The sequence below is a fragment of the Gilvimarinus japonicus genome, assembly GCF_042847215.1.
Taxonomy (GTDB): Bacteria; Pseudomonadota; Gammaproteobacteria; order Pseudomonadales; family Cellvibrionaceae; genus Gilvimarinus; species Gilvimarinus japonicus.
This window is the reverse complement of sequence record NZ_AP031500.1, coordinates 2,699,242-2,719,393: the sequence shown is the minus strand read 5'-3', so window position 1 is coordinate 2,719,393 and position 20,152 is coordinate 2,699,242. Positions and strand designations below refer to the sequence as shown.

16 protein-coding genes are annotated in these 20,152 nt (G+C 53.4%); 9 read left to right on the top strand and 7 right to left on the bottom strand.

Annotation, left to right across the window (positions count from 1 at the left end):
* Window positions 1–17: 17 nt before the first annotated feature.
* From holA to leuS, 3 genes are read right to left on the bottom strand one after another with little or no spacing between them, the layout of a single operon-like run.
* Complete coding sequence (holA, locus tag ACGHAD_RS11615; protein WP_339614694.1) at window positions 18–1,067, bottom strand: DNA polymerase III subunit delta; 1,050 nt, start codon at window positions 1,065–1,067, stop codon at window positions 18–20.
* Window positions 1,048–1,563, bottom strand: coding sequence for an LPS assembly lipoprotein LptE (gene lptE, locus ACGHAD_RS11610; protein ID WP_339614695.1), 516 nt, complete (start codon window positions 1,561–1,563; stop codon window positions 1,048–1,050). Before lptE ends, holA begins: the two co-directional genes overlap by 20 nt.
* Window positions 1,564–1,575: 12 nt before the next feature.
* The gene (gene leuS / locus ACGHAD_RS11605) at window positions 1,576–4,038 is read right to left on the bottom strand and encodes a leucine--tRNA ligase (RefSeq protein ID WP_382417661.1); all 2,463 of its coding nucleotides are present in this window, start codon (window positions 4,036–4,038) and stop codon (window positions 1,576–1,578) included.
* Window positions 4,039–4,297: 259 nt separating this feature from the next.
* On the opposite strand from leuS, the gene rplU reads away from it, so the two are divergent.
* From rplU to ACGHAD_RS11565, 8 genes are all read left to right on the top strand, one after another.
* Window positions 4,298–4,609 carry a 50S ribosomal protein L21 gene (rplU, locus tag ACGHAD_RS11600; RefSeq protein WP_339614697.1) on the top strand — a complete coding sequence of 104 codons (312 nt, stop codon included), beginning with the start codon at window positions 4,298–4,300 and terminating at the stop codon, window positions 4,607–4,609.
* A gap of 15 nt (window positions 4,610–4,624) precedes the next feature.
* Entirely contained in the window at window positions 4,625–4,882 is a 258-nt protein-coding gene (gene rpmA / locus ACGHAD_RS11595) for a 50S ribosomal protein L27 (protein ID WP_041522800.1), read from the top strand.
* Window positions 4,883–5,044: 162 nt separating this feature from the next.
* Window positions 5,045–6,256 carry an Obg family GTPase CgtA gene (gene cgtA / locus ACGHAD_RS11590; RefSeq protein ID WP_382417658.1) on the top strand — a complete coding sequence of 404 codons (1,212 nt, stop codon included), beginning with the start codon at window positions 5,045–5,047 and terminating at the stop codon, window positions 6,254–6,256.
* Window positions 6,257–6,289: 33 nt separating this feature from the next.
* Complete coding sequence (proB, locus tag ACGHAD_RS11585) at window positions 6,290–7,411, top strand: glutamate 5-kinase (RefSeq protein ID WP_382417656.1); 1,122 nt, start codon at window positions 6,290–6,292, stop codon at window positions 7,409–7,411.
* 513 nt (window positions 7,412–7,924) lie between these two features.
* Window positions 7,925–8,677, top strand: a complete 753-nt coding sequence (locus ACGHAD_RS11580) for a class I SAM-dependent methyltransferase (protein WP_382417654.1) — start codon at window positions 7,925–7,927, stop codon at window positions 8,675–8,677.
* A gap of 140 nt (window positions 8,678–8,817) precedes the next feature.
* The gene (locus tag ACGHAD_RS11575) at window positions 8,818–9,786 is read left to right on the top strand and encodes a phosphoribulokinase (protein ID WP_382417652.1); all 969 of its coding nucleotides are present in this window, start codon (window positions 8,818–8,820) and stop codon (window positions 9,784–9,786) included.
* Window positions 9,787–9,824: 38 nt separating this feature from the next.
* Complete coding sequence (locus tag ACGHAD_RS11570) at window positions 9,825–10,688, top strand: HAD-IIB family hydrolase (RefSeq protein ID WP_382417650.1); 864 nt, start codon at window positions 9,825–9,827, stop codon at window positions 10,686–10,688.
* Entirely contained in the window at window positions 10,688–11,905 is a 1,218-nt protein-coding gene (locus ACGHAD_RS11565; protein ID WP_339614705.1) for a glycosyl transferase, read from the top strand. Before ACGHAD_RS11570 ends, ACGHAD_RS11565 begins: the two co-directional genes overlap by 1 nt.
* Before the next feature lie 174 nt (window positions 11,906–12,079).
* On the opposite strand, the gene ACGHAD_RS11560 is transcribed toward ACGHAD_RS11565, so the two are convergent.
* The 3 genes from ACGHAD_RS11560 to ACGHAD_RS11550 all read right to left on the bottom strand — a co-directional run bounded on the left by ACGHAD_RS11560 (window position 12,080) and on the right by ACGHAD_RS11550 (window position 16,588).
* Window positions 12,080–14,068 (bottom strand): alpha/beta hydrolase family protein, encoded by a 1,989-nt coding sequence (locus ACGHAD_RS11560; RefSeq protein WP_382417648.1) that lies wholly within the window; start codon window positions 14,066–14,068, stop codon window positions 12,080–12,082.
* Between the two features lie 158 nt (window positions 14,069–14,226).
* Complete coding sequence (locus ACGHAD_RS11555) at window positions 14,227–15,978, bottom strand: alpha-amylase family glycosyl hydrolase (RefSeq protein WP_382417646.1); 1,752 nt, start codon at window positions 15,976–15,978, stop codon at window positions 14,227–14,229.
* Window positions 15,979–16,036: 58 nt separating this feature from the next.
* Complete coding sequence (locus tag ACGHAD_RS11550) at window positions 16,037–16,588, bottom strand: gluconokinase (RefSeq protein ID WP_382417644.1); 552 nt, start codon at window positions 16,586–16,588, stop codon at window positions 16,037–16,039.
* A gap of 133 nt (window positions 16,589–16,721) precedes the next feature.
* Here ACGHAD_RS11550 and ACGHAD_RS11545 point away from each other — a divergent pair, with 133 nt between their 5' ends.
* Window positions 16,722–17,762, top strand: coding sequence for a LacI family DNA-binding transcriptional regulator (locus tag ACGHAD_RS11545; protein WP_382417642.1), 1,041 nt, complete (start codon window positions 16,722–16,724; stop codon window positions 17,760–17,762).
* On the opposite strand, the gene ACGHAD_RS11540 is transcribed toward ACGHAD_RS11545, so the two are convergent.
* Window positions 17,759–20,119, bottom strand: a complete 2,361-nt coding sequence (locus ACGHAD_RS11540; protein ID WP_382417640.1) for a GH36-type glycosyl hydrolase domain-containing protein — start codon at window positions 20,117–20,119, stop codon at window positions 17,759–17,761. The two genes, ACGHAD_RS11545 and ACGHAD_RS11540, sit on opposite strands and share 4 nt — an antisense overlap.
* Between the last annotated feature and the right edge of the window lie 33 nt (window positions 20,120–20,152).

Genomic DNA, 20,152 nt, shown 5'->3' with positions numbered 1-20,152 from the left:
AGAGGTCTTGTTGAGGGTTAGAGTTTTAAGCCAAGCCGTACGTTGGCGGGTTTTAAGCTTACCACACCGGAAAAGCTGAGCACTAGATCGAGCAGCTCATCCCACGGGCTGGCGTTGCGCATACCTTTGATGGCGCGATCGACACCGTTGGCTTGGCGCAACAGCAGTTGCAGTTGGCCTCCGCTTAAGCGATTTAACGCGGTGCCCATAATGGCCTGGCGCTTGGCCCAGACGCCGGCCTGTTTCATCGCCCAATCTTTATGGCGCCCTTGTTGAATCAATTGCGCGCACTGCAACAGTTGGCGGATGTCGCGAGTTAGTGCCCACAGCACGGCGGGTGCCTCGGTGCCCTCGGAGCGTAGTCCGTGCAGACTTTTAACGGCGCCGCGAGCGTCTCCGGCAAGGGCTTTATCGGCCAAGGTAAAAATATCGTAGCGGGCGCTGTCGGCCACCACCGAGGCCATAAGCTGGCTGGTTATAACGCCGTCGTCAGTGAGTAGTTTTAATTTTTCGATTTCTTGTACGGCAGCCAGTAAGTTGCCCTCGACCCGCGAGACTAATAAGTCGATAGCGCTACTGTCGGCGGTTAACCCCGCGCTTTGCAGGCGTGCGCCAATCCAGCGCGGCAGTTGCGCTGCGTCTACCGGCCAAATGGTTACGTGCGCGCCGGCGCCCTCAAGTGCTTTGTACCACTTACTGCGCTGCGCGGTGCCGTCGAGCTTGCCGGTGACGATCAGTAAAATCGTGTCCTCCGGCGGGGCGCTGGCGTACTCGGTAAGTGCGCGCGAACCTTTGTCGCCGGGTTTGCCGTTGGGGATGCGCAGCTCAATGATTTTTTTGCTGGCAAACAACGACAAGCTGTTGGCGCTGGCGTGCAGTACGCCCCAGTCAAATCCGGGGTCGATATGATGCAGCTCGCGTTCGCTGTACTCTTGCTCGCGGGCAGCGTTGCGAATGGCATCGCTGGCCTCTTGCACCAATAAGGGCTCGTCGCCACTGACAAGGTAGATCGGTGCCAGCGCGCCACTCAGCGCGCGGCTGAGTTGATCACTGCGCAGTTTTGCCATCGGCGCCGTTGTCGTCCTGAAGTAAAATGTAAGCGCGGCGCATCATTTGTTGCACAAGGTCAACGCGCATTTCGCTCATTAGGATTTCTTCTTCACGCTCAATGCCAGTGGAGTCGGATGCGTCGTAGCTGCGGGTAACGCGCGCCTGCTCTTGCGCGCCTACGGGAACATTGTCGGGGGTTAAAATTTGGTAGCGCACCATTAAGGTAATCGAGTAAGCGCTCGCCAAAGTGTCGGCGCCGATGCCCACGGTACGGCGGCGGGTGGTTTCGTCACCCAGTGCTAAAATGTACTCGGGGTTTTCGTCGGCGGCGACAATCTCAATATCCTGGCTTGCCAGCGAGCGGGTGAGCTCGCGCAGCAGTTCGGTATGCTCTTCAGAGCTGACCACCCGGATACGCTCAAACTCCAGCGGCGGGTTTAGGCTGCCGCGCAGGTGCCAACCGCAGGCACTGGTCAGCAGTAGCAGCGACAGGCTAAGAATCAGCGCCTTCATGAGCGGTTCCTTTTAATTGGCAACGATGTTGACGAGTTTGTTGGGAACGACGATGACTTTACGCACAGTGGCGCCGTCGATAAAGCGTTGCACGTTCTCTTGCGCCAACGCTAACGCCTCGACGTCATCGCGCTCGGCATCCACCGGGGCTTGCACTTTATCGCGCACTTTGCCGTTGACCTGAACCACAATTTCGATGCTGCTGCGCTTTAGGGCTGACTCATCCACGCTGGGCCACGGGGCATCCAAGGGGATGTCATTGTGCCCCAGTGCCTGCCATAGCGACTGGCTAATATGCGGCACGATCGGGGCCAGCAACAATGTGGCCGCGTTTAAGGCTTCACGCTCAACCGCAAGGCCTTGGCCGGTGGCGCGGTCGGCCAGCTTGGCCACCTCGTTCATAAGCTCCATCACCGCAGCGATAGCGGTGTTAAAGGTCTGGCGGCGGCCGTAATCGTCACTGACCTTATGAATGGTCTCGTGGGTTTTGCGGCGCAAGTCGCGCTGAGCATCGTTGAGGCTTTCGGTGTCGAGCTTGTCCGGTGTGCCAGCCGCCAAATGGGCGTGGACGTTTTTCCATAGGCGGCGCAAAAAGCGGTGCGCGCCCTCAACGCCTGAGTCGCTCCACTCCATGCTCTGTTCGGGCGGTGCGGCAAACATTGAGAATAACCGCACGGTGTCGGCGCCGTATTGCTCGATCAGTTCGGCCGGGTCGACAGTGTTGCCCTTGGATTTGCTCATTTTGGTGCCGTCTTTCAGCACCATGCCCTGGCACAGTAAGCGCTCGAAGGGTTCGTCGCATTCAACTAGGCCTTCGTCGCGCATTAGCTTGTGAAAAAAGCGCGCGTATAAAAGATGCAAGATGGCGTGCTCAATACCGCCCACGTATTGGTCCACTGGCAGCCAGTAATTGGCGGCATCAGAGTCGAGCATGCCGTCGGCGTAGTTGGGGCAGGTGTAGCGCGCGTAGTACCAAGACGACTCCATAAAGGTGTCGAAGGTATCGGTTTCGCGCTCGGCGGCTTGGCCGTCGATCTCGGTTTTGCGCCACTCGGGGTCTGCTTTGATGGGCGATTGGACACCGTCCATAACGACATCTTCTGGCAATAGCACGGGCAACTTGCTGGCGGGGACGGCTATCTCGCCGCCATTGGGCAAGTTTAGCATTGGGATGGGCGTGCCCCAGTAACGCTGGCGTGAAACGCCCCAATCGCGCAAGCGGTAGTTGGTTTGCACCTTGCCTTTTTGCGCGGTTTTAAGGGTTTGGGCAATGGCATCGAAGGCGGCTTTAAAATCGAGGCCATCGTACTCGCCGGAGTTAACCAGCACGCCTTTATCGACAAAAGCTTCTTGGGTTAAATTGATCTCGGCGCCGTCTTTGGGGGCAATGACCTGATGAATCGGCAAGTCGTATTTCTTGGCAAATTCAAAGTCGCGCTGGTCGTGGGCGGGCACGGCCATCACCGCACCCGAGCCGTAATCCATCAGTACGTAATTGGCGACCCATACCGAGACTTCATCACCGGTTATAGGGTGCAGTGCTTTTAGGCCGGTATCCATGCCTTTTTTGTCCATGGCGGCCATGTCGGCCTCAGCGACCGATTGCTCTTTGCAGTCGGCTATAAAAGCAGCCAGATCCGGGTTGTTGCTGGCAAGCTCGGCGGCAATTGGGTGCTCGGCGGCGAGGCTGACGTAGGTTACCCCCATAATGGTGTCGGGGCGCGTCGTATAAACGTCAAAACCTGCGTGCTCACCCACGGGTTGGGCCAGGTCAAAGCGCATATCAATGCCGCGGCTTTTACCGATCCAGTTGCGCTGCATGGTTTTTACTTGCTCGGGCCAGTGGGGCAGCTTGTCGAGGTCTTTTAATAGCTCGTCGGCGTAGGCGGTGATTTTAATAAACCACTGGGCCAGCTCGCGGCGCTGTACAGTGGTGCCGCAGCGCCAGCAGCAGCCGTCTTCTACTTGCTCGTTGGCCAGTACGGTTTGGTCCGTGGGGCACCAGTTAACGGCAGAGTTCTTTTTATACACCAAGCCTTTCTCGTACAGGCGGGTAAAAAACCACTGCTCCCAACGGTAATAATCGCTCTGGCAGGTGGCCAGCTCGCGGGACCAGTCAAAACCAAAGCCCAGCTGCTTGAGCTGACCTTTCATATAGTCGACGTTAGAGTAAGTCCACTTAGCCGGTGCGGTGTTGTTTTTGATGGCGGCGTTTTCGGCCGGCAGGCCAAAGGCATCCCAACCCATGGGGTGCAAAACGTTTTTGCCCTGCATACGCTGGAAGCGGGCGATCACGTCCGAGATGGTATAGTTGCGCACGTGCCCCATGTGCAGTTTGCCGCTGGGGTAGGGGAACATGGCCAGGCAGTAGAACTTCTCGCGGCTGGTGTCTTCGCGCACGGCAAAGCTTTGATGTTCTTCCCAGTGTTGCTGGGCGCTAGATTCTACCTCGGACGGATGATATTGCTCTTGCATTGGGGCCAAAATTCCCTGCGGTTATGAGTTGATGATAGTAATACGATTATAAAAGACCCGGCATTATAGGGCCTCACAGGCCATAACACCAAGGGGCGTGCGGTTGCCAATGGCCTGGCAAATAATTTCTTTTGGGCCTTGCTATAGCCGGCGGTTTCGCCTAAAATCGCCGCCCCTAAAGCTGATGATACGGCGCAAGTCAGTTGAATACGCGGCAAAGCTGCGTAACTTCGTGCCGTCCAAGACGATTGGAGCATTTATGTACGCAATTTTTGAAAGCGGTGGTAAGCAACACCGTGTAGTGGAAGGTGAAACCCTGAAGCTCGAAAAAATCGAAGTCGCCACTGGCGAGAAAATCGAATTCGATAAAGTTTACCTGGTTGCCAACGGTGACGACGTCAAAATTGGCGGTCCGGTTGTCGCTGGTGCCAAAGTGACTGCCGAGGTAGTCAGCCACGGTCGTGCGGATAAGGTGAAAATCATCAAATTCCGTCGCCGTAAGCACTCTATGAAGCGTCAGGGCCACCGTCAGTGGTTTACTGAAGTAAAAATCACCGGTATCACAGGTTAATCTAGGAGTTGACTCATGGCTCATAAAAAAGCAGGCGGTAGTACTCGTAACGGTCGCGATTCGGAAAGTAAACGCCTTGGCGTTAAATGTTTCGGCGGCCAAACAGTTTCTGCAGGTAGCATCATTGTTCGTCAGCGCGGCACTAAGTTCCACGCTGGCGCCAACGTAGGTATCGGTAAAGATCACACTTTGTTTGCCAAGGCAGACGGTCAAATTAAATTTGACGTAAAAGGTGAGCACAACCGTCGTTTTGTTAGCGTTGTAAGCGCTTAAAACGTCTGCACCTGTTGCTCGGCTGAGGGGTTTTGCCCCTGCGCCGAACTGAAAAGAGCCCCGTCGTACGCGATGGGGCTCTTTTTGTTTGTTAGACCTCTTTATTTGTTAGAATAATGTTTTACGCCACGGGGCGTATAAGCCAATAGCGCGGGAGTTGCTGTGAAATTTGTCGATGAGGCACCCATTGTTGTCGAGGCGGGTAAGGGCGGTAATGGCTGCTTGAGTTTTCGCCGTGAAAAATACATCGCTAAAGGTGGCCCCGATGGTGGTGACGGCGGCGATGGCGGCAGTATCTTTTTAAAAGCTGACGAAAACCTAAATACGCTGATCGATTACCGTTACACACGGCGTTTTCGCGCCCAGAGCGGCGAGGGCGGTCGTGGTAAAGATTGTCGCGGTAAAGGCGGCGAGGATTTAATCCTGCCGGTACCGGTCGGCACCACCGTGATTGACGTTGATACCGGCGAGACGCTGGGTGATTTAACGGAGATTGACCAGGTGCTTAAGGTCGCTCAGGGCGGCTTTCACGGGTTGGGTAATGCCCGCTTTAAATCCAGTACCAACCGTGCGCCGCGCCAGACCTCAAACGGTAGCGAAGGCGAAGTGCGCGAAATTAAGCTTGAGATGAAAGTGTTAGCCGACGTTGGCCTGCTGGGTTTACCTAACGCCGGTAAGAGTACTTTTATTCGCTCGGTTAGCTCGGCCAAACCGAAGGTGGCTGACTACCCGTTTACCACCTTAATACCCAACTTGGGCGTGGTAAAAGTGCAGGAGCACCGCAGTTTTGTGGTGGCCGATATCCCCGGTGTGATTGAAGGTGCGGCCGATGGTGCCGGCTTAGGGATACGCTTTTTAAAGCACTTAACCCGCTGTCGTGTTTTATTGCACTTGGTGGATGTAATGCCACCCGATGGCTCTGACCCAGTGGCAAATGTGCAAGCGATCTCCCGGGAGATTACCACCTTTAGTCCGTCACTGGCCGAGCGTGAGCGCTGGCTGGTGCTGAATAAAATTGATTTGCTGCCCGATCATGAACGCGAGCAGCGCTGCCAAGAAATTGTCGATGCGCTGGGCTGGGAAGGGCCGGTGTATCATATAGCCGCCGCTAGCGGTCTGGGCACGGAGGCGCTGGCCTCGGCCTTGATGAAGAGTCTTGAGGCGCGCTGGCAGGCCGAGCGCGAAGACCCCGACCTCAAGCAAATCGAGTACGATTTCCAAGATAAAATGCAAGCCGAAGTTCGCGAGCGTATTGATACTTTGCGCGAGGAGCACCGAGCGGCACGTAAGGCTGCCAAAGAGGGTGAAAGTCACGATGACGACGACTTTTACGACGATGATGATGACGATGTTGAAGTGGTCTACGTTCCCTAATGGCTAAAGTGTAAAGGCTGAGTGTAAAGGTTCATGAGTCGACGCGATCAAATAAAGACCGCCCGCCGTTGGGTGATAAAAATTGGCAGTGCGCTACTGACCAATGACGGTAAAGGCCTAAACTACGCCGGCATTGCCCACTGGGCCGAACAAATGGCCGAACTAAAAAAGCAGGGTATAGAGTTGGTGCTGGTGTCATCGGGCGCGGTCGCGGCGGGCATGACTCGGCTTGGTTGGAGCGAGCGCCCCACCGAGCTGCACCGGTTGCAGGCGGCAGCGGCCGTCGGTCAAATGGGGCTGATTCAAAACTACGAGGCTGAGTTTGCCCGGTTTGGTCTGCACACCGCCCAGGTGCTGCTTGATCACGATGATTTATCATCCCGTGAGCGCTACCTTAATGCACGTTCAACACTGATTACCTTGCTGGAGCTAGGTGTCGTATCCGTGGTGAATGAAAACGATACCGTGGTAACCGACGAAATTCGTTTTGGCGATAACGACACCTTAGGTGCCTTGGTGGCCAACCTGATTGATGCCGACCTATTGGTGATACTGACCGATCAGGACGGTATGTTTGACGCCGACCCGCGCAGCAATCGCGCCGCAAAGCTGATATCTGAAGTGGCGGCGGCCGCCCCCTCTCTCGATGCGATGGCCGGTGACGGCGGTAGCCTTGGGCGCGGCGGTATGATTACCAAAGTGCGAGCTGCACGTGTCGCTGCGCGCTCGGGTGCCGACACTATTATTCTCGGTGGAAGACAAGATAATGCGTTAAAGCGATTGGCCTCGGGCGACAATATTGGTACCTACCTATGGGCTGATCAAGAGCCACAAGCGGCCCGCAAGCGCTGGTTGGCCGGGCACTTGCAAACCCGCGGCACCTTAGTGCTAGACGACGGCGCGGTGGCGGTGTTGTCTGGCCAAGGTAAAAGTCTGTTACCGGTAGGGGTTAAAGCCGTGCAGGGCACCTTTCGTCGCGGCGATATGGTGGTGTGCACTGACAGTAGCGGTCGCGAGATTGCACGGGGGTTGGTGAACTATTCTATTGGTGATGCCCGCAAAATTATTGGGCAACCAAGCAGCCAAATTACCGTGTTACTGGGTTACCAAAGTGATGAAGAGCTCATTCACCGCGACAACATGGTGTTGAGTTAAAAAGCTGGAACATTCTGTAAGTAACCCCTAAAACCGCCGTATGCCTTTCTGTGTATATTGATTGATTCCCCCATTAAAGATCGGGTCGCGCTGACCTGATCTGTTGTGTTCTTTCGTGCCCTTTGAGCATTTTTGTTTCTTAATCCTGCCGTCGACCTTTTGAGGTGTACTCCGCACCTATCGGTTTATCCGCTTGCAATTTCTAGGTATTTGTAGATAATGAGAATCATTATCTTTTGTCGCTTTGTTAGGAGGAGGTTAAGTGCGCGAGTCGGCCGAGTTAACGCATATGCAGGGAGAGCTTCAGGATTATCTTTTACAACGCTTTGGAAGTGTCCGGTTGGCACGATGGGCAACGCGCGAAACGCTTCGGCGACTTAGCGGCAGCCCGATACTGGAAACGGTGGGTAATCCCTATTTATACGCCGTGGGTTATGCGCTGTCGCTAGCTCTAAAGTTCGATGCGGAGCCGCCTTCAGCCACGGTATCTGCAGCTGCGCCGGTGCTGGTGCCGTGAGTGAGTGGTTGGCCAGAGCTCAGCTGGACCGTTTGTACAGTCATGCTATAGCCGCGCAGCGCTGGCCAGAGCTCGGCTTGGTCGATAGCGCGGCCGCCCAACTGATGAGCATCGTCTCGGGCGGTGATCGCACGCCGGTCTCGCGTGCGGAGCCGTTAGCCGTGGTGCGCAGCCGCGCGCTTGATGCACGTTGTCTGACGTTTTTACAAGAGGAGCCAAACGCCTTGGTCATTAATATCGGGGCTGGCTTGAACACGCGGTTTCATCGTTTGAGTCAGCAGTTGGACTGGCCCAGGTTCCATTGGCTAGAGCTGGACTCCCCTGAGCTTGTAAAGGCGCAGCAGGCCTATTTGCCATTAACCGACCATTACCGTTGTCGCGGGGTCAGCGCCGAGCAGCTCACCAGTGATGTGCAAAAAGCGCTGCAGCAATGGCAGGGGGCGGTGCTTATAATGGCCGAAAGTCCGGCTGCTTGGCTCTCGGCCGATCAGTGGCAAATGCTTTTAGCCCTGTGTAGTCAAACACCTAATAACGCTCGCTGCGATATTGTGTACGATTATTTATCCCCGGGGGCTCGTCGACGCATTTATTATTGGGGGGCGGCATTGCGCCGCTTGTATCCGCAAGCGCGTTTTGCGAGCCCTGTTGTGCCTGCGCCATGGCAAGTTCGGCACCGAACGGATTTACACGGCGACACCCGTTGTCGTATCTGGGGACACTGGTACACGGCGCATTTGTCGGTGAGCTAACGCTCTATGCAAACGTTTTGTCTTTGGTGTTAGCTCCCCTCGTTGTTCGTCATTTTTGCGTCATAACTTTTGTCTAGGTTATTTGGCAAGCTTTGTGCTTTGTACTAAGGGTGGTGACGACAACATAAAAGGGGACTGCCATGTCCGTTAGTCCAGATTCACTGTGGCCCGATTATTTTACCGAGCTAGGCCGGGCTCCCCGCGGTCACGAACCGGTTGCGGGTTTGCTGGAGCGCGAGCTGCGCTTGTCAAAGGCCGTGGCCGAGCAGCTAACGCGTACTTATACACCGCTGACTGGCTATTGTGCGAGCAAAGTCGAGGCCAGCCCTTACGCGCCGGTTATTGTCGGCATTAACGGCGCGCAAGGGACGGGCAAATCGACCGCCGCTTACATACTGCAACACTTGCTACAGCAGCAATTCGATTTAACCGTCTGCCAAATCTCGATTGACGATTTATATTTATCCCTCGCCAGCCGCCAGCAGTTGGCTGAACAAGTGCACCCGCTATTGGCCACGCGCGGCGTACCCGGCACCCATGATTTACCCTTAGCGTTAGATGTGTTTGCGCAACTCGCTGGCGCCCAGCCGGGCACCCAAACGATGATCCCGCGCTTTAACAAAGCGACGGACGATCGCCGCCCACCGGAACAGTGGGATATTGTGATCGGGCGACCGCAAGTGATTATTTTTGAGGGGTGGTGTGTGGGGGCTCGCGCGCAGCGCGCCAGTGATTTAACGCAGCCTGTGAACTCGCTAGAAGTTAATGAGGATGCCGACGGGCATTGGCGAGAATTCGTCAATCAGCGTTTGCGTGAGTATCAGCAGTTGTTCGATAAGCTTAACCTTCTGGTGATGCTAAAAGCACCATCGTTTGATCAGGTATTGCAATGGCGTCAACTGCAAGAGCAAAAGTTACGGGATACGCTAACGCCAGAAGAGCTGTCACATTCGCGAGTGATGAGCAGCGGTCAGATCGAGCGTTTTATCGCGCATTACGAGCGTTTAACTCGTTGGATGTTGCAAGAAATGCCTGCGCGCTCGGATATATTATTACAACTCGAGCGTGATCACAGTATCGCCAAGATCGACTGCCACCTGACTGGCTGATCTATATTGCTCGCTATTTTGTACTATGGGAGATTACCTTGATATCAACCGATAGCCATTCCCGCGCCTATCATACGGTTGTTTTTACCGACCTAGATGGCACCTTACTAAATCACGATGATTACTCCTATAAAGCAGCCATGCCGGCCATTGACGAACTTCGCGCAAATGGTACGCCGCTTATTTTAGTGTCCAGTAAAACCCGTGCTGAGATGGCGCAATTGTGCGCTGAGCTTGTAATTACCGATCCCTACGTGTGTGAAAACGGCAGTCTTATTGTTATGCCCGAGGCATGGGTAAAGTCTTTTGGCATCGCGACTGATTCGTTTACCTTTAGCGATGGCGCATGGCAGTTTGTGCAAGGCGCCAAGCGGCCACAAATACTGACGTTGTTAGCTGAGTTAAAGCGACATTATGACTTTACCGGCTTTGCCGATATGAGCGTGGCTAACGTCGTCGACTGCACCGGCTTAAGCGAGGCGGCGGCCGCCCAAGCGATGCAGCGTTTAGCGACAGAGCCTTTGCTGTGGCACGACAAAGAGTCGGCGTTAATTGAGTTTGCCCAACAACTGAGCAAGCACAATTTACGGGTGGTTAAAGGTGGTCGTTTTTATCACGTAATGGCCCATTGCGATAAATCCGATGCGGTACGCTATTTGCTGAACACCTATGAGTCCCATTATGGGGCGAAAGTAAAGAGCATTGCCTTGGGTGATAGCCCTAATGACCTGGTAATGCTCAAAGAGGTGGATCAGGCAGTGGTAATGCCGCACAAAGATGGAACCTATATGCACGATGATGAGCTCTTAAATGAGATTCGTGCACCACAAGAGGGCGCGAGAGGTTGGCGCGCCGGTGTTGAAGCAGCGTTGCAAGCGCTGCGCAATGGCGAGGAAGCGTAATGAGCGATTTTTTTCAGAATGGCCGTATCGGAACACTGCACAATTTAGGTGACCGCCCCATTGAAGAGTTAGAGGCCGAGTTGCTGGAGTGGAGTAAGCAAAAACCCATGTGCTTGGTGTTGCCTTGCTTGTACTCTGAGCTAGAAGGCCCTGCGATGGAAAACATCGTCGACGAGTTGTCCAAAGTGCCATTTTTAGATGAAATTATTATCGGCCTCGATCGCGCCGATGAGGAGCAGTACAAAAAAGCCAAAAAATTCTTTGCCCGCTTGCCACAAAAGCACTCAATTTTGTGGAACGATGGCCCGCGTTTAAAAGCCGTCGACAAAGTGTTGGATGAAGTAGGGCTCGCGCCGCAACAATTGGGCAAAGGCCGCAACGTTTGGTACTGCTTGGGTTATGCGCTGGCTAAAGGCCGCGCCCGGGCTGTGGCATTACACGATTGTGATATCGTCACTTACAAGCGCGATATCGTCGCCAAACTTTTTTACCCCATTGCCCACCCCACCTTTAATTACATGTTCTGTAAAGGCTACTACTACCGCGCTGCGGGCGGAAAGTTAAACGGTCGTGTCAGCCGCTTGCTTGTTTCACCATTAGTGCGCGCGCTGCAAAAAGTGTGTGGTCATAATGATTATTTAGACTTTATCGACAGCTTCCGCTATGCCTTGGCCGGTGAGTTCTCGATGAGCATGGATGTGGTCAGTAGTATTCGTATTCCTAGCGATTGGGGGCTAGAGATTGGCGTATTGTCTGAGGTAAACCGCCGCTACTCCGATGAGCGGGTGTGTCAGGTAGATATTGCCGATGCATACGACCATAAGCATCAGGATTTGTCGGCGGATGATTTAGATGCTGGCCTGTCAAAAATGAGTACCGATATTTCCAAGTCGTTTTTCCGAAAACTTGCTATTAAAGGTGAGGTGTTTACGCCCGAAGTGTTTCGCACACTTAAAGCAAGCTATTATCGCTTAGCATTAGACTTGATTGATCGCTATCATAACGATGCCGTGATTAACGGCATGACGCTCGATCGCAACAAAGAAGAGGAAACCGTAGAGCAGTTTACCCAGTGCATCATGCGCGCCGGTGAACAGTTTTTAAATGACCCGACCGAAAAACCTTTTATGGCGAATTGGTCGCGGGTGTTAAGTGCGGTGCCGGATGTATATCAACGGTTACTGAGTGCTGTAGAGGCCGATGAAGATGACATTTAAGGCGTGATGCTGTGCTAGTCAGATTTAGGTGTAATCGCTTTGAGCTAGATTGGGGACTAGTGGGTTTTAGAGCCATGTCTAATGGGCGTAATGCCGGCGATAATGAAAACTGAGGCTTTTAAGGTGCACTCTTTAACTAGGTAAGGAGAGTGAACTCGTCACTCTCCTTACGTATCATTGCGCGTTGATGGGCAGGTGTTTGTTGAGAAAGCGACTTATGGTGTTAAAGGTTGTTACCCGGCTGTCTTCATTTGCAAGAAAGTGACCTTCATTCTCTAATACGATGTAGTCTACCGGTTTGTCTAATGTCTGCAGAGCATCGTACATGCGTTCGCTGTGTTCTGGGGGCACTTGTCGATCGGAGTCGCCGTGTATTAACAGTATCGGGACTTTGATTTTCTCGGCGTGATTGACGGGTGATACATCTTTTAACTGCTCGCCAAGCTCACCGATCTGTTCATCGACAATGTTGTGCGCTGAGCGAAAGTCGCGGTTACCCCGAACCCACTCAAAAACATCGCTGACCCCGGCAAAGCTGATCGCGCATTGGTAAAAATCCGGTGTCTTAACCGTGCCCATTAACGCCGCGTAGCCGCCATAGCTGGCACCTGCGAGGCAAATTTTATCGGGGTCGGTAATGCCATCTTTAATCAATTGTAAGGCGCCGTCCTGGATGTCGTCTTGCATCTCTTGGCCCCACTTTTTTAACCCTGCATTGCGGTGGCTAAAACCTTCGCCAACGGAGCCACGAAAGTTCATTTGTAAAACAGCGTAGCCTTGATTGGCAAAAAATTGGGCCCAGTAATCGAATGCGGCACTGTCCCTAGCCTGCGGCCCGCCATGGGGAAATAGGATGGTTGGAAGTTTTTTGGCTTTTTTGCCCTTGGGTAGAGTCAGCCAGGCTTCAATGCTCAAGCCGTCGCGGGCACTGTAGTGGTAATCTCTCGTGCTGCTCAAGACTTCTGGCGGTAAGTTGCGGTAACGGTATTCTAGCGCCGTTAGTTTAGCCGGGTTGCGCTGACCTAAATAGTAAGTCCCTGATTCTTTGGCGCCGGTGGTATAGAGCAAGTAGCGGTTTTTGTCGTCTGTCAGATCGTAAATAAAGTTCTGTGTGTCGGGCATTAGCTTATTGATGCTGTTTTGCAGTGCACTCAGTTTATCTGAGAAGTACACAGAGCCCTGATGAGAGGCGGAGTTAACACCAATAACGTCGGCGGTGTTCGGGTCGTAAATCAGCGAGCCCATGACATCGTAGGTAGGGTCCGCGTAAACCAGCGTTTTTTCAAGTTTTGGGTCTGTTAAGTTGGTTTTAAAAATCGCAAGGCGGTCTTTGTAAGCGGCGCGTAGGTAAACAATATCAGGGTTTTTAGCAAAGCCGATAACAGAGGTTTGTGCTTTAGAGAAGGGCGTGTACGGCCAAAGTTCACGCCATTGTTTGGTGTTTAAGTCGTAAATTTGGCTGCTAACAACGCCGTCGTTAAAGCGTAGGCCAACACGCACTCGGTGTTGCAGGTCGGTCCCCCAGCCCATAATACTAGGCTCTGAGTTTTGTACGGCGGTGACGCGTTGATTGCGGATGTTGACTTTATAAACCACGTTATAGGGGCCGCCAGAAAAACCGGGCATTGCCATCAATAGGTGATCCGGGTCATCGGGTAAGAGGTCGACGATCTGGTCTTGAGATACGGGTAAAACCCGAAAGTCGTCGAGGAATGTGTGCTTAAACGGACGGGTGACGTCGCCGCTCTCGGTATTAATAATAAGCAGTCGTGTTTCCCGGGTGTCGCCACGCACTTGCCCCCAGCCGGTCCAGGTATCTCGGCGGGAGGGGTAGAAGGTGTGCACTAATAGAGTATTACTGTCTTTCCATTGGACTCTGGAAATAAAATATTTGCTGTTATCCGTAAAGAGGTGAAATTTCTTCTTTTGAGTGTTGAGGTTGGTTACCTGAACCGCAATGCCTTTTTGATCTTTTGCATCTACGCGGACTAAAGCGGCAACCTTCTGGCCATCAGGTGTTAGCGTTAACCCATCGGCATCAGGTAATTGCGCGAAATTCTCAACGCTAAGGCTGGCGGCTGCACTGTATGCGCTTAACGTGAATGACAGTGCGGCAATCGTGCTAATAAACAGGAGCGACAGGGCTCTTGAGTGTATGGGCATACATCATCCTTGTTTCGTTATTATCATCTAAACTAGCAGAGACTGCTATTGGATGTATTTTTACCAAGCTGACGTTAAAATGCAAGTAAAGAGGCGCCGAGCTCAATCCACGACGGTTATGGTTTAAGCTCAGGTTGGGGTGAGTATTGACGGGTGGTCTATAAGGGCTCGTTGTAGTTGGTCAGCCACAGCGCTTGATAAGGGCTGAGCGTGATTTTTCCGTATAGGTCAGTGATCGGTTGATCACTGATTAAATCGAACCAGGTCTCGGTACTGATTAGGTTTAAATCCGAAAGGCTCACCTCTTGCGGTTGGTCGCTTAGGTTGTAGATACAAAAAATACTTTGTGTACGGCGCATGCTCTGCCGCCAAAAGGCAAAAATCTCAGGGCGTATGTGCAGCGTAAATTGTGTGGCATTGGGATGAAATGCCGGTTGATGTGAACGCAGCCGGATAAGCCGTCTCAGTTCATCAAAAACTCGCTGGCCTGGGCCGCCGGGTTCATCAATACGCGCCTGTAAATCGCTTAAACTCCAGTTGCGTCGATTGATTGAACGGTTGTGGCCGGTGGCTTCGAGTTTGTCTTCGTCATTGGGTGTGGCAAACAGCGTATGAATATAAAACGCGGGAATCCCTTCAACGGCAAGCATGATAGTTTGCGAGCAAATAAGCCGTTCGACTTGCCATTTGTCGGTGCCGTTATACGTGCCTTTAAAGGCATCAAACAGGGCGATGTTGGCCTCGTAGGGTTTCTCGTTGCCCTCGGCGTCGGTTCGGGTTGATATGCGACCGCCAAACGATTCTAGCGTGCCTAGCATTTGTTGCAGCTCGCCATCACTGAGTAACCCCTCGGCGGGTCGCAGGCCGATACCGTCGTGGCTGGCGGTAAAGTTTAAATAAGTGCAGCCCACGGGTGAGGGGGGCATGCTCATCATCCAGCTTTTTAAGTAGCTGCAATCGCCCGCGAGCAGCGCGTGAATAACCAGTGGCGGCAAACTAAAATTATAAATGATGTGGGCTTCGTTGCTGTTGCCAAAGTAGGTGAGGTTTTCACGATTGGGTACGTTGGTTTCGCTAATGAGCAGCGCGTGCGCGTTTTTGTACTCGGTGAGCAGGCGTACCAGTTTTACGACATCGTGGGTTTGCGGCAAGTGAATACAGTTGGTGCCCAGCTCCTTCCATAAAAAAGCAACGGCATCCAGCCGAATCCACTGCGCCCCCTCGTCTAAATAGCGGCCGATAATACGTAGATACTCCAGTAGCACTTGCTCGTTGCGAAAGTCCACATCAACTTGGTCGTGACTAAAAGTACACCACACATGTTTAATGCCTTCGGCGGTTTCTGTTTTGCGCAGCAGCGGGCTGGTACGTGGGCGTACTACGTTGCTTAAGTCGTAGTTGGGGTCGGCCTCGACAAAGTAGCCCCGGCCTGGGTCTTTACCGTACTGATAATTGCGAAACCACAGGCTCTGGCTGGAAACGTGATTAATCACCAAATCGGCCATCAGTTTGAAGTCGTGGGACAGTGCATTGATATCGTCCCAGTCACCCAGCTCCGGGTCGACCTGGGTGTAGTCGATAACGGCAAAGCCATCGTCCGACGAGTGCGGAAAGAACGGCAGTACATGTACGGCGCTAAACACATTCTGGAGGTTGTCGTGTAAAAAGTTTTGCAGGGTGTCGAGCGGTTTATGGCCCGCTTCACGAACCGAGTTGCCATAGGTAATCAAAAGGCTGTCTTTTTCGGACCAGAGCCGCTCGGGGGCCACCACGTCTTTATTTTGTCGCGGACCAATAGCGTCCAGACAAGCTTTGGTAAGCTCGTCGGTATCCCGGTTGGGGTAGAGGGTTTCGAGCAGTGCGTGTACTTTGCAGTGCAGTTCATCAAGGGAGAGAAAATCGGTTGTCATTGCTGCGGGCCTTTTGCAGTGTGAGCAGGCCTAATGTAACGCAAGTAATATGCCGCTGTCAGTGAGCGTCCAGTGGTTGAGGCCTCTGAGCTATTCGGTCGTCGATTTTCTCGATGCAGTTGGCGATGACCTCCTCGAGCGGCGGCTCGATAGAGATTTTGCTGACCTCGGGCTCGGCCGTGGGTGATTGCATACTAGCTAGTTGGCTATCGAGTAGGCTGGAGGGCATAAAATGGTCTTGCCGACGATTCATACGCTCGGCAATGGTGGATTTTTTGCCCGCAAGGTAGATAAACACTCGGCGAAAGGGCAGTTGGCGTAATTGCTGGCGGTGATCACTACGCAAACCTGAAAACGCCAGCGTACAACTTACCTTGGCGGCGGCGCATTCACGTAAATAGGCACCAATGTTGTGCACCCAGGGGGCGCGTAATGCGTCAGTAAGGGGCGTTCCTTTGGCCATTAATGCCTTAGCCTCATCGCTGTGAAAGTCATCAGCATCGATGTAGCGGTACCCGTAATGTTGCGCGAGCGCTTTGGCGACACAGGATTTACCGGTACCGGAGACCCCCATAACGATGACTAAAACGGGTTGCTCCGTGTATGGCATTAGCGTTCTCACTTAGCTCGGTCTTAGGCGTCGAATAAGGGGGTGGCTTGACAATGCTTATGATAGCGCAAACATCTACCACTGTGCTACCATGCGCGATCGAGCGAATGTAAATTTTTATTAGGACAGTGTTATGGTAGGCCGCACGCGCAATACCAAATCAAAACGGGCGACTTTGGCCGATGTGGCGAAGCTTGCTGGTGTTAGTGCGATTACCGTCTCGCGCGTGTTAAATCACCCCGATAAAGTGTCGGATGATTTATGTCACCGCGTGCGCGAGGCGATTGACACTCTTGGCTATATACCTAATCAGTCGGCCAGCTCGCTGGCGTCAGCTCGCTCGCAAGTGATTGGAGTGGCAATCCCGTCGCTTTCTAACGTCGTGTTTAACGATGTTTTACGCGGTATCTATGATGTCGCCGGGGCTGGTGGTTATAAAGTGTTGTTGGTCGATACCCACTACTCGCCCATCGAAGAAGAGAACATGATTCGCACACTGCTCAGTCAGTCGCCCGAGGCAATGATTGTCACCGGTGGCGATCAGACCCGTGCCTGCCAGCGCATGCTCAGCTCGGCGGCGATCCCGGTGGTGCAGATGATGGAAATTTTAGAGGAGCCGTTGGACATGAATATAGGCTTCTCGCATTTTCAGGCCGGTTTTGAGGTTGCACAAAAACTGATGGCCTGCGGTTATCAACGCATTGGTTTTATCGGCGCGCGCATGGACACCCGGGTGCAGCAGCGGATGGCGGGTTTTAAAGAGGCGCTGCAAACTCAAGATTTGTATCACAGCGAGCTTTTTACCACCACGCCGTCACCGTCATCAATTGCCCTCGGTGGCGAGCTGCTGCGCGGCTTGCTTAGCACCTCTGGTGGTAAGTTGGATGCAGTGTTTTGCTGTAATGATGACTTGGCGCTGGGGGCGTTGTTTGAAAGTCAGCGCATGCACCTGAGCGTCCCGAAAGATTTAGCCCTGTGCGGTTTTAACGACTTTGAGACCTCGGCCTTTGTAAACCCGTCACTGTCGAGCGTCCATGTGCCGCGCTATGAGATGGGGGTACAGGCGGCGCAGATGATTTTGAATGTGCTTAAAGGCGTACCTAATAAAGAGAAGCAGGTGGACATCGGCTTTGAGATACGGATGCGCCAATCAACCCGGATGGCGAGCGCTTAGCGCTCGTCGCCGATCACTACCTCAAGCTTATAATCTTTACCTGCTTCTAACCCCTCAATACGATTACTCGTTTGCTGAACACCATCGAGCCAAACCTGTAGGCCGGCAACATCATTGGTGCGACGATAGTTGACGTGCAATTGTGCACCACGAAACCGGCGGGTTACGTGAGCACTTGGCCAGTCGGCAGGAAGCTGTGGCTCGATTCGTAAACCACTGCCATCGCCCTTTAAGCCAAATAATCCTTCCGCCAGTGAACGGTATACCCAGCTCACCGTGCCGGTATTAAACAGCTGGCTTGAGCGTCCTGCGGTGCGAGGGTACTGGTGGTAGGCGCCGCGATAGTAGTTGGGAATGTAAATGGGCATTTGCCCGCGCTGCTCAAAGTCTTGCATGTCTGGGCCCGGAATCATCTGGCGCAGCAGTTTGTAGGCGCGGTCGGCCTCGCCAATGGTGTAGAGGCTGTAAATATAGAAAATAGCGGCGTGATTGTAGACCGAGCCATTTTCGGCCGAGCCGGGGTGTTTTTGTGTTACCCGGCCCACGTCTTCGCGCATGGCGGTGAAGGCGGGGGCGAGCATAGCGACGCCGTAGGGGGTTTCCAGTTGTGCCTCCACGGCTTTAATCATTTTTGCGCGCTGCTCATCTGTGCAGGTGCCAGCGAGTATGGCCCAGCTTTGTGGGTTGAGGAATATACGCCCCTCTTTGTCTTTGCTGATGCCGAACGTGACATTGTCATCGGTGATGCCGCGGCCATACCAATCGCCGTCCCACAGGTGTTTGTTCACTGACGCGTTGATCTCATCGGCCCCCGCGCGAAAATCTTGTGGGGTGTTAATGGTGTTTTGCTCGCAGATATCCGCCCACAGGTTAAGGGCGTAGGCGGTGGCAACACTTAACCAGCCGGACACCCCTTTGCCTTTGTAGCCCACCATGTTCATTGGGTCACACCAGTCGCCCTGGGCGATGTAGGACAAGCCACGTTCATCGCGCGAGCTTAGCAGCCAGCTCATGGCGGCGCTGATGCGCTCGGCAACGGTCAGGATTTTGCCGTCTGAGCCGCTCACAGTTTCTCTAAGCAGGGCAAAGTCGCCGGTCTCATCTAAGTAGGCCTTTAGGCATACGGGCAGCCACACGCAGTGGTCGGTGTGCGGCACCTGGTTAATGTATTTAAGCTCCGCGTCTTCGTGCAGCAGTATCCCGTCGGGCATGGCGCCGGAGGCTTCCTGCTGGCTTAGGGCATGTACAAACGCGTGGCGGGCAACGGCCGGCTTAATATAGCTCATACCCATGTTGTCTTGCAGGTAGTTGCGGGTTTGCGGGTCGGTACTTAGGCGGTTGACATCGCCGTGGTAAAACACTTGGCGGGCAAGCCAGTGGTTAACAAAATTATTCAGCCCGTCGTCGGGTGTTTCAATTTGCAGCACGCCGCTGCCCGAGGCGATGTAGTCGGCATATTCTTCGCGCGCTATGGCAAAGCCTTGCTCAGATAGATAGCGCTCGCGAATGTGTTTTATTTCGGCATCGTCTAACGCTGGCCCAAAGGCAAACCGAAAAGTCTCTTGTGCATCGCAGGCTATGTTAAGGCGATACTGCAGTGCTGCCAGTGGCGTTTCATAGCGGGCGTCATCGCAGGCGAGTTGCTCGTGTTGCAGTGCGTCAGGGTTGTGCAGCCCGCCTTCGCCTTCAAAGGCTTCGCGTTGAACCTGCCAAGCAGCCGGGTCGCGCTCGTGCAAAAAATAGGTCTTATCTTTAAAGTGCTGGTTTTTAAAGTAGTCGGGGTATTTTTGATACGGGGTGACACAGCTTGCGACAATGGCCCCTAACTCTTTGCGGTATTCTGCGCTTTGGTTCATCCAGCTCATATAGCCAGGCGTAAAATAGGGGTAGAGGCTAATGTTGCGTGATCGTCCACTAAGGTTTTTAACGGAGACTTCCCACAGCTCCACCACATCGTCTACTGGCAGGGCAAGGCGCAGATTGATTTCTAAATCGCTGCATTTCACCGTCCAACGGATATCGCTTTTGCCGGGGGAGAAGCAGAACTCGCTGTCGCGGTGGCGCACCGGCTCGTAGGGGGCAGAAAAGATTTCGCCGGTGTTCTCGTCTTTTACGTAAAAAAAACGACCGGGATGATGGGCGTAGTATGGCTGCTCTGGTTGCATAAAGGTCTTTGCTTCCAGATTGGGAGCGTAGGCGTATTTAGCCGGCTCCGGTTGCATAAACTGCGCGACGGCAAAACCGCGACAGTTCATCTGGATCATCATTTGTCGGTTCCACAAAAAACCGGCGGCGCGAGGCATTAAAACGGGGCTGGTCAGATGGTAGGACGAACCGTCAGTGGCAGGAAAAAGCATAGAGACCTCGTGAAAAAAGAGCGCCCAATAACT

What these genes read in the sequence shown, in the direction of transcription:
- ACGHAD_RS11560 (WP_382417648.1), bottom strand. Translation starts at nt 14,068, where the DNA reads ATGCCCATACACTCAAGAGCCCTGTCGCTCCTGTTTATTAGCACGATT.
- holA (WP_339614694.1), bottom strand. Translation starts at nt 1,067, where the DNA reads ATGGCAAAACTGCGCAGTGATCAACTCAGCCGCGCGCTGAGTGGCGCG.
- proB (WP_382417656.1), top strand. Translation starts at nt 6,290, where the DNA reads ATGAGTCGACGCGATCAAATAAAGACCGCCCGCCGTTGGGTGATAAAA.
- ACGHAD_RS11555 (WP_382417646.1), bottom strand. Translation starts at nt 15,978, where the DNA reads ATGACAACCGATTTTCTCTCCCTTGATGAACTGCACTGCAAAGTACAC.
- ACGHAD_RS11540 (WP_382417640.1), bottom strand. Translation starts at nt 20,119, where the DNA reads ATGCTTTTTCCTGCCACTGACGGTTCGTCCTACCATCTGACCAGCCCC.
- leuS (WP_382417661.1), bottom strand. Translation starts at nt 4,038, where the DNA reads ATGCAAGAGCAATATCATCCGTCCGAGGTAGAATCTAGCGCCCAGCAA.
- rplU (WP_339614697.1), top strand. Translation starts at nt 4,298, where the DNA reads ATGTACGCAATTTTTGAAAGCGGTGGTAAGCAACACCGTGTAGTGGAA.
- ACGHAD_RS11550 (WP_382417644.1), bottom strand. Translation starts at nt 16,588, where the DNA reads ATGCCATACACGGAGCAACCCGTTTTAGTCATCGTTATGGGGGTCTCC.
- rpmA (WP_041522800.1), top strand. Translation starts at nt 4,625, where the DNA reads ATGGCTCATAAAAAAGCAGGCGGTAGTACTCGTAACGGTCGCGATTCG.
- ACGHAD_RS11545 (WP_382417642.1), top strand. Translation starts at nt 16,722, where the DNA reads ATGGTAGGCCGCACGCGCAATACCAAATCAAAACGGGCGACTTTGGCC.
- ACGHAD_RS11565 (WP_339614705.1), top strand. Translation starts at nt 10,688, where the DNA reads ATGAGCGATTTTTTTCAGAATGGCCGTATCGGAACACTGCACAATTTA.
- lptE (WP_339614695.1), bottom strand. Translation starts at nt 1,563, where the DNA reads ATGAAGGCGCTGATTCTTAGCCTGTCGCTGCTACTGCTGACCAGTGCC.
- ACGHAD_RS11575 (WP_382417652.1), top strand. Translation starts at nt 8,818, where the DNA reads ATGTCCGTTAGTCCAGATTCACTGTGGCCCGATTATTTTACCGAGCTA.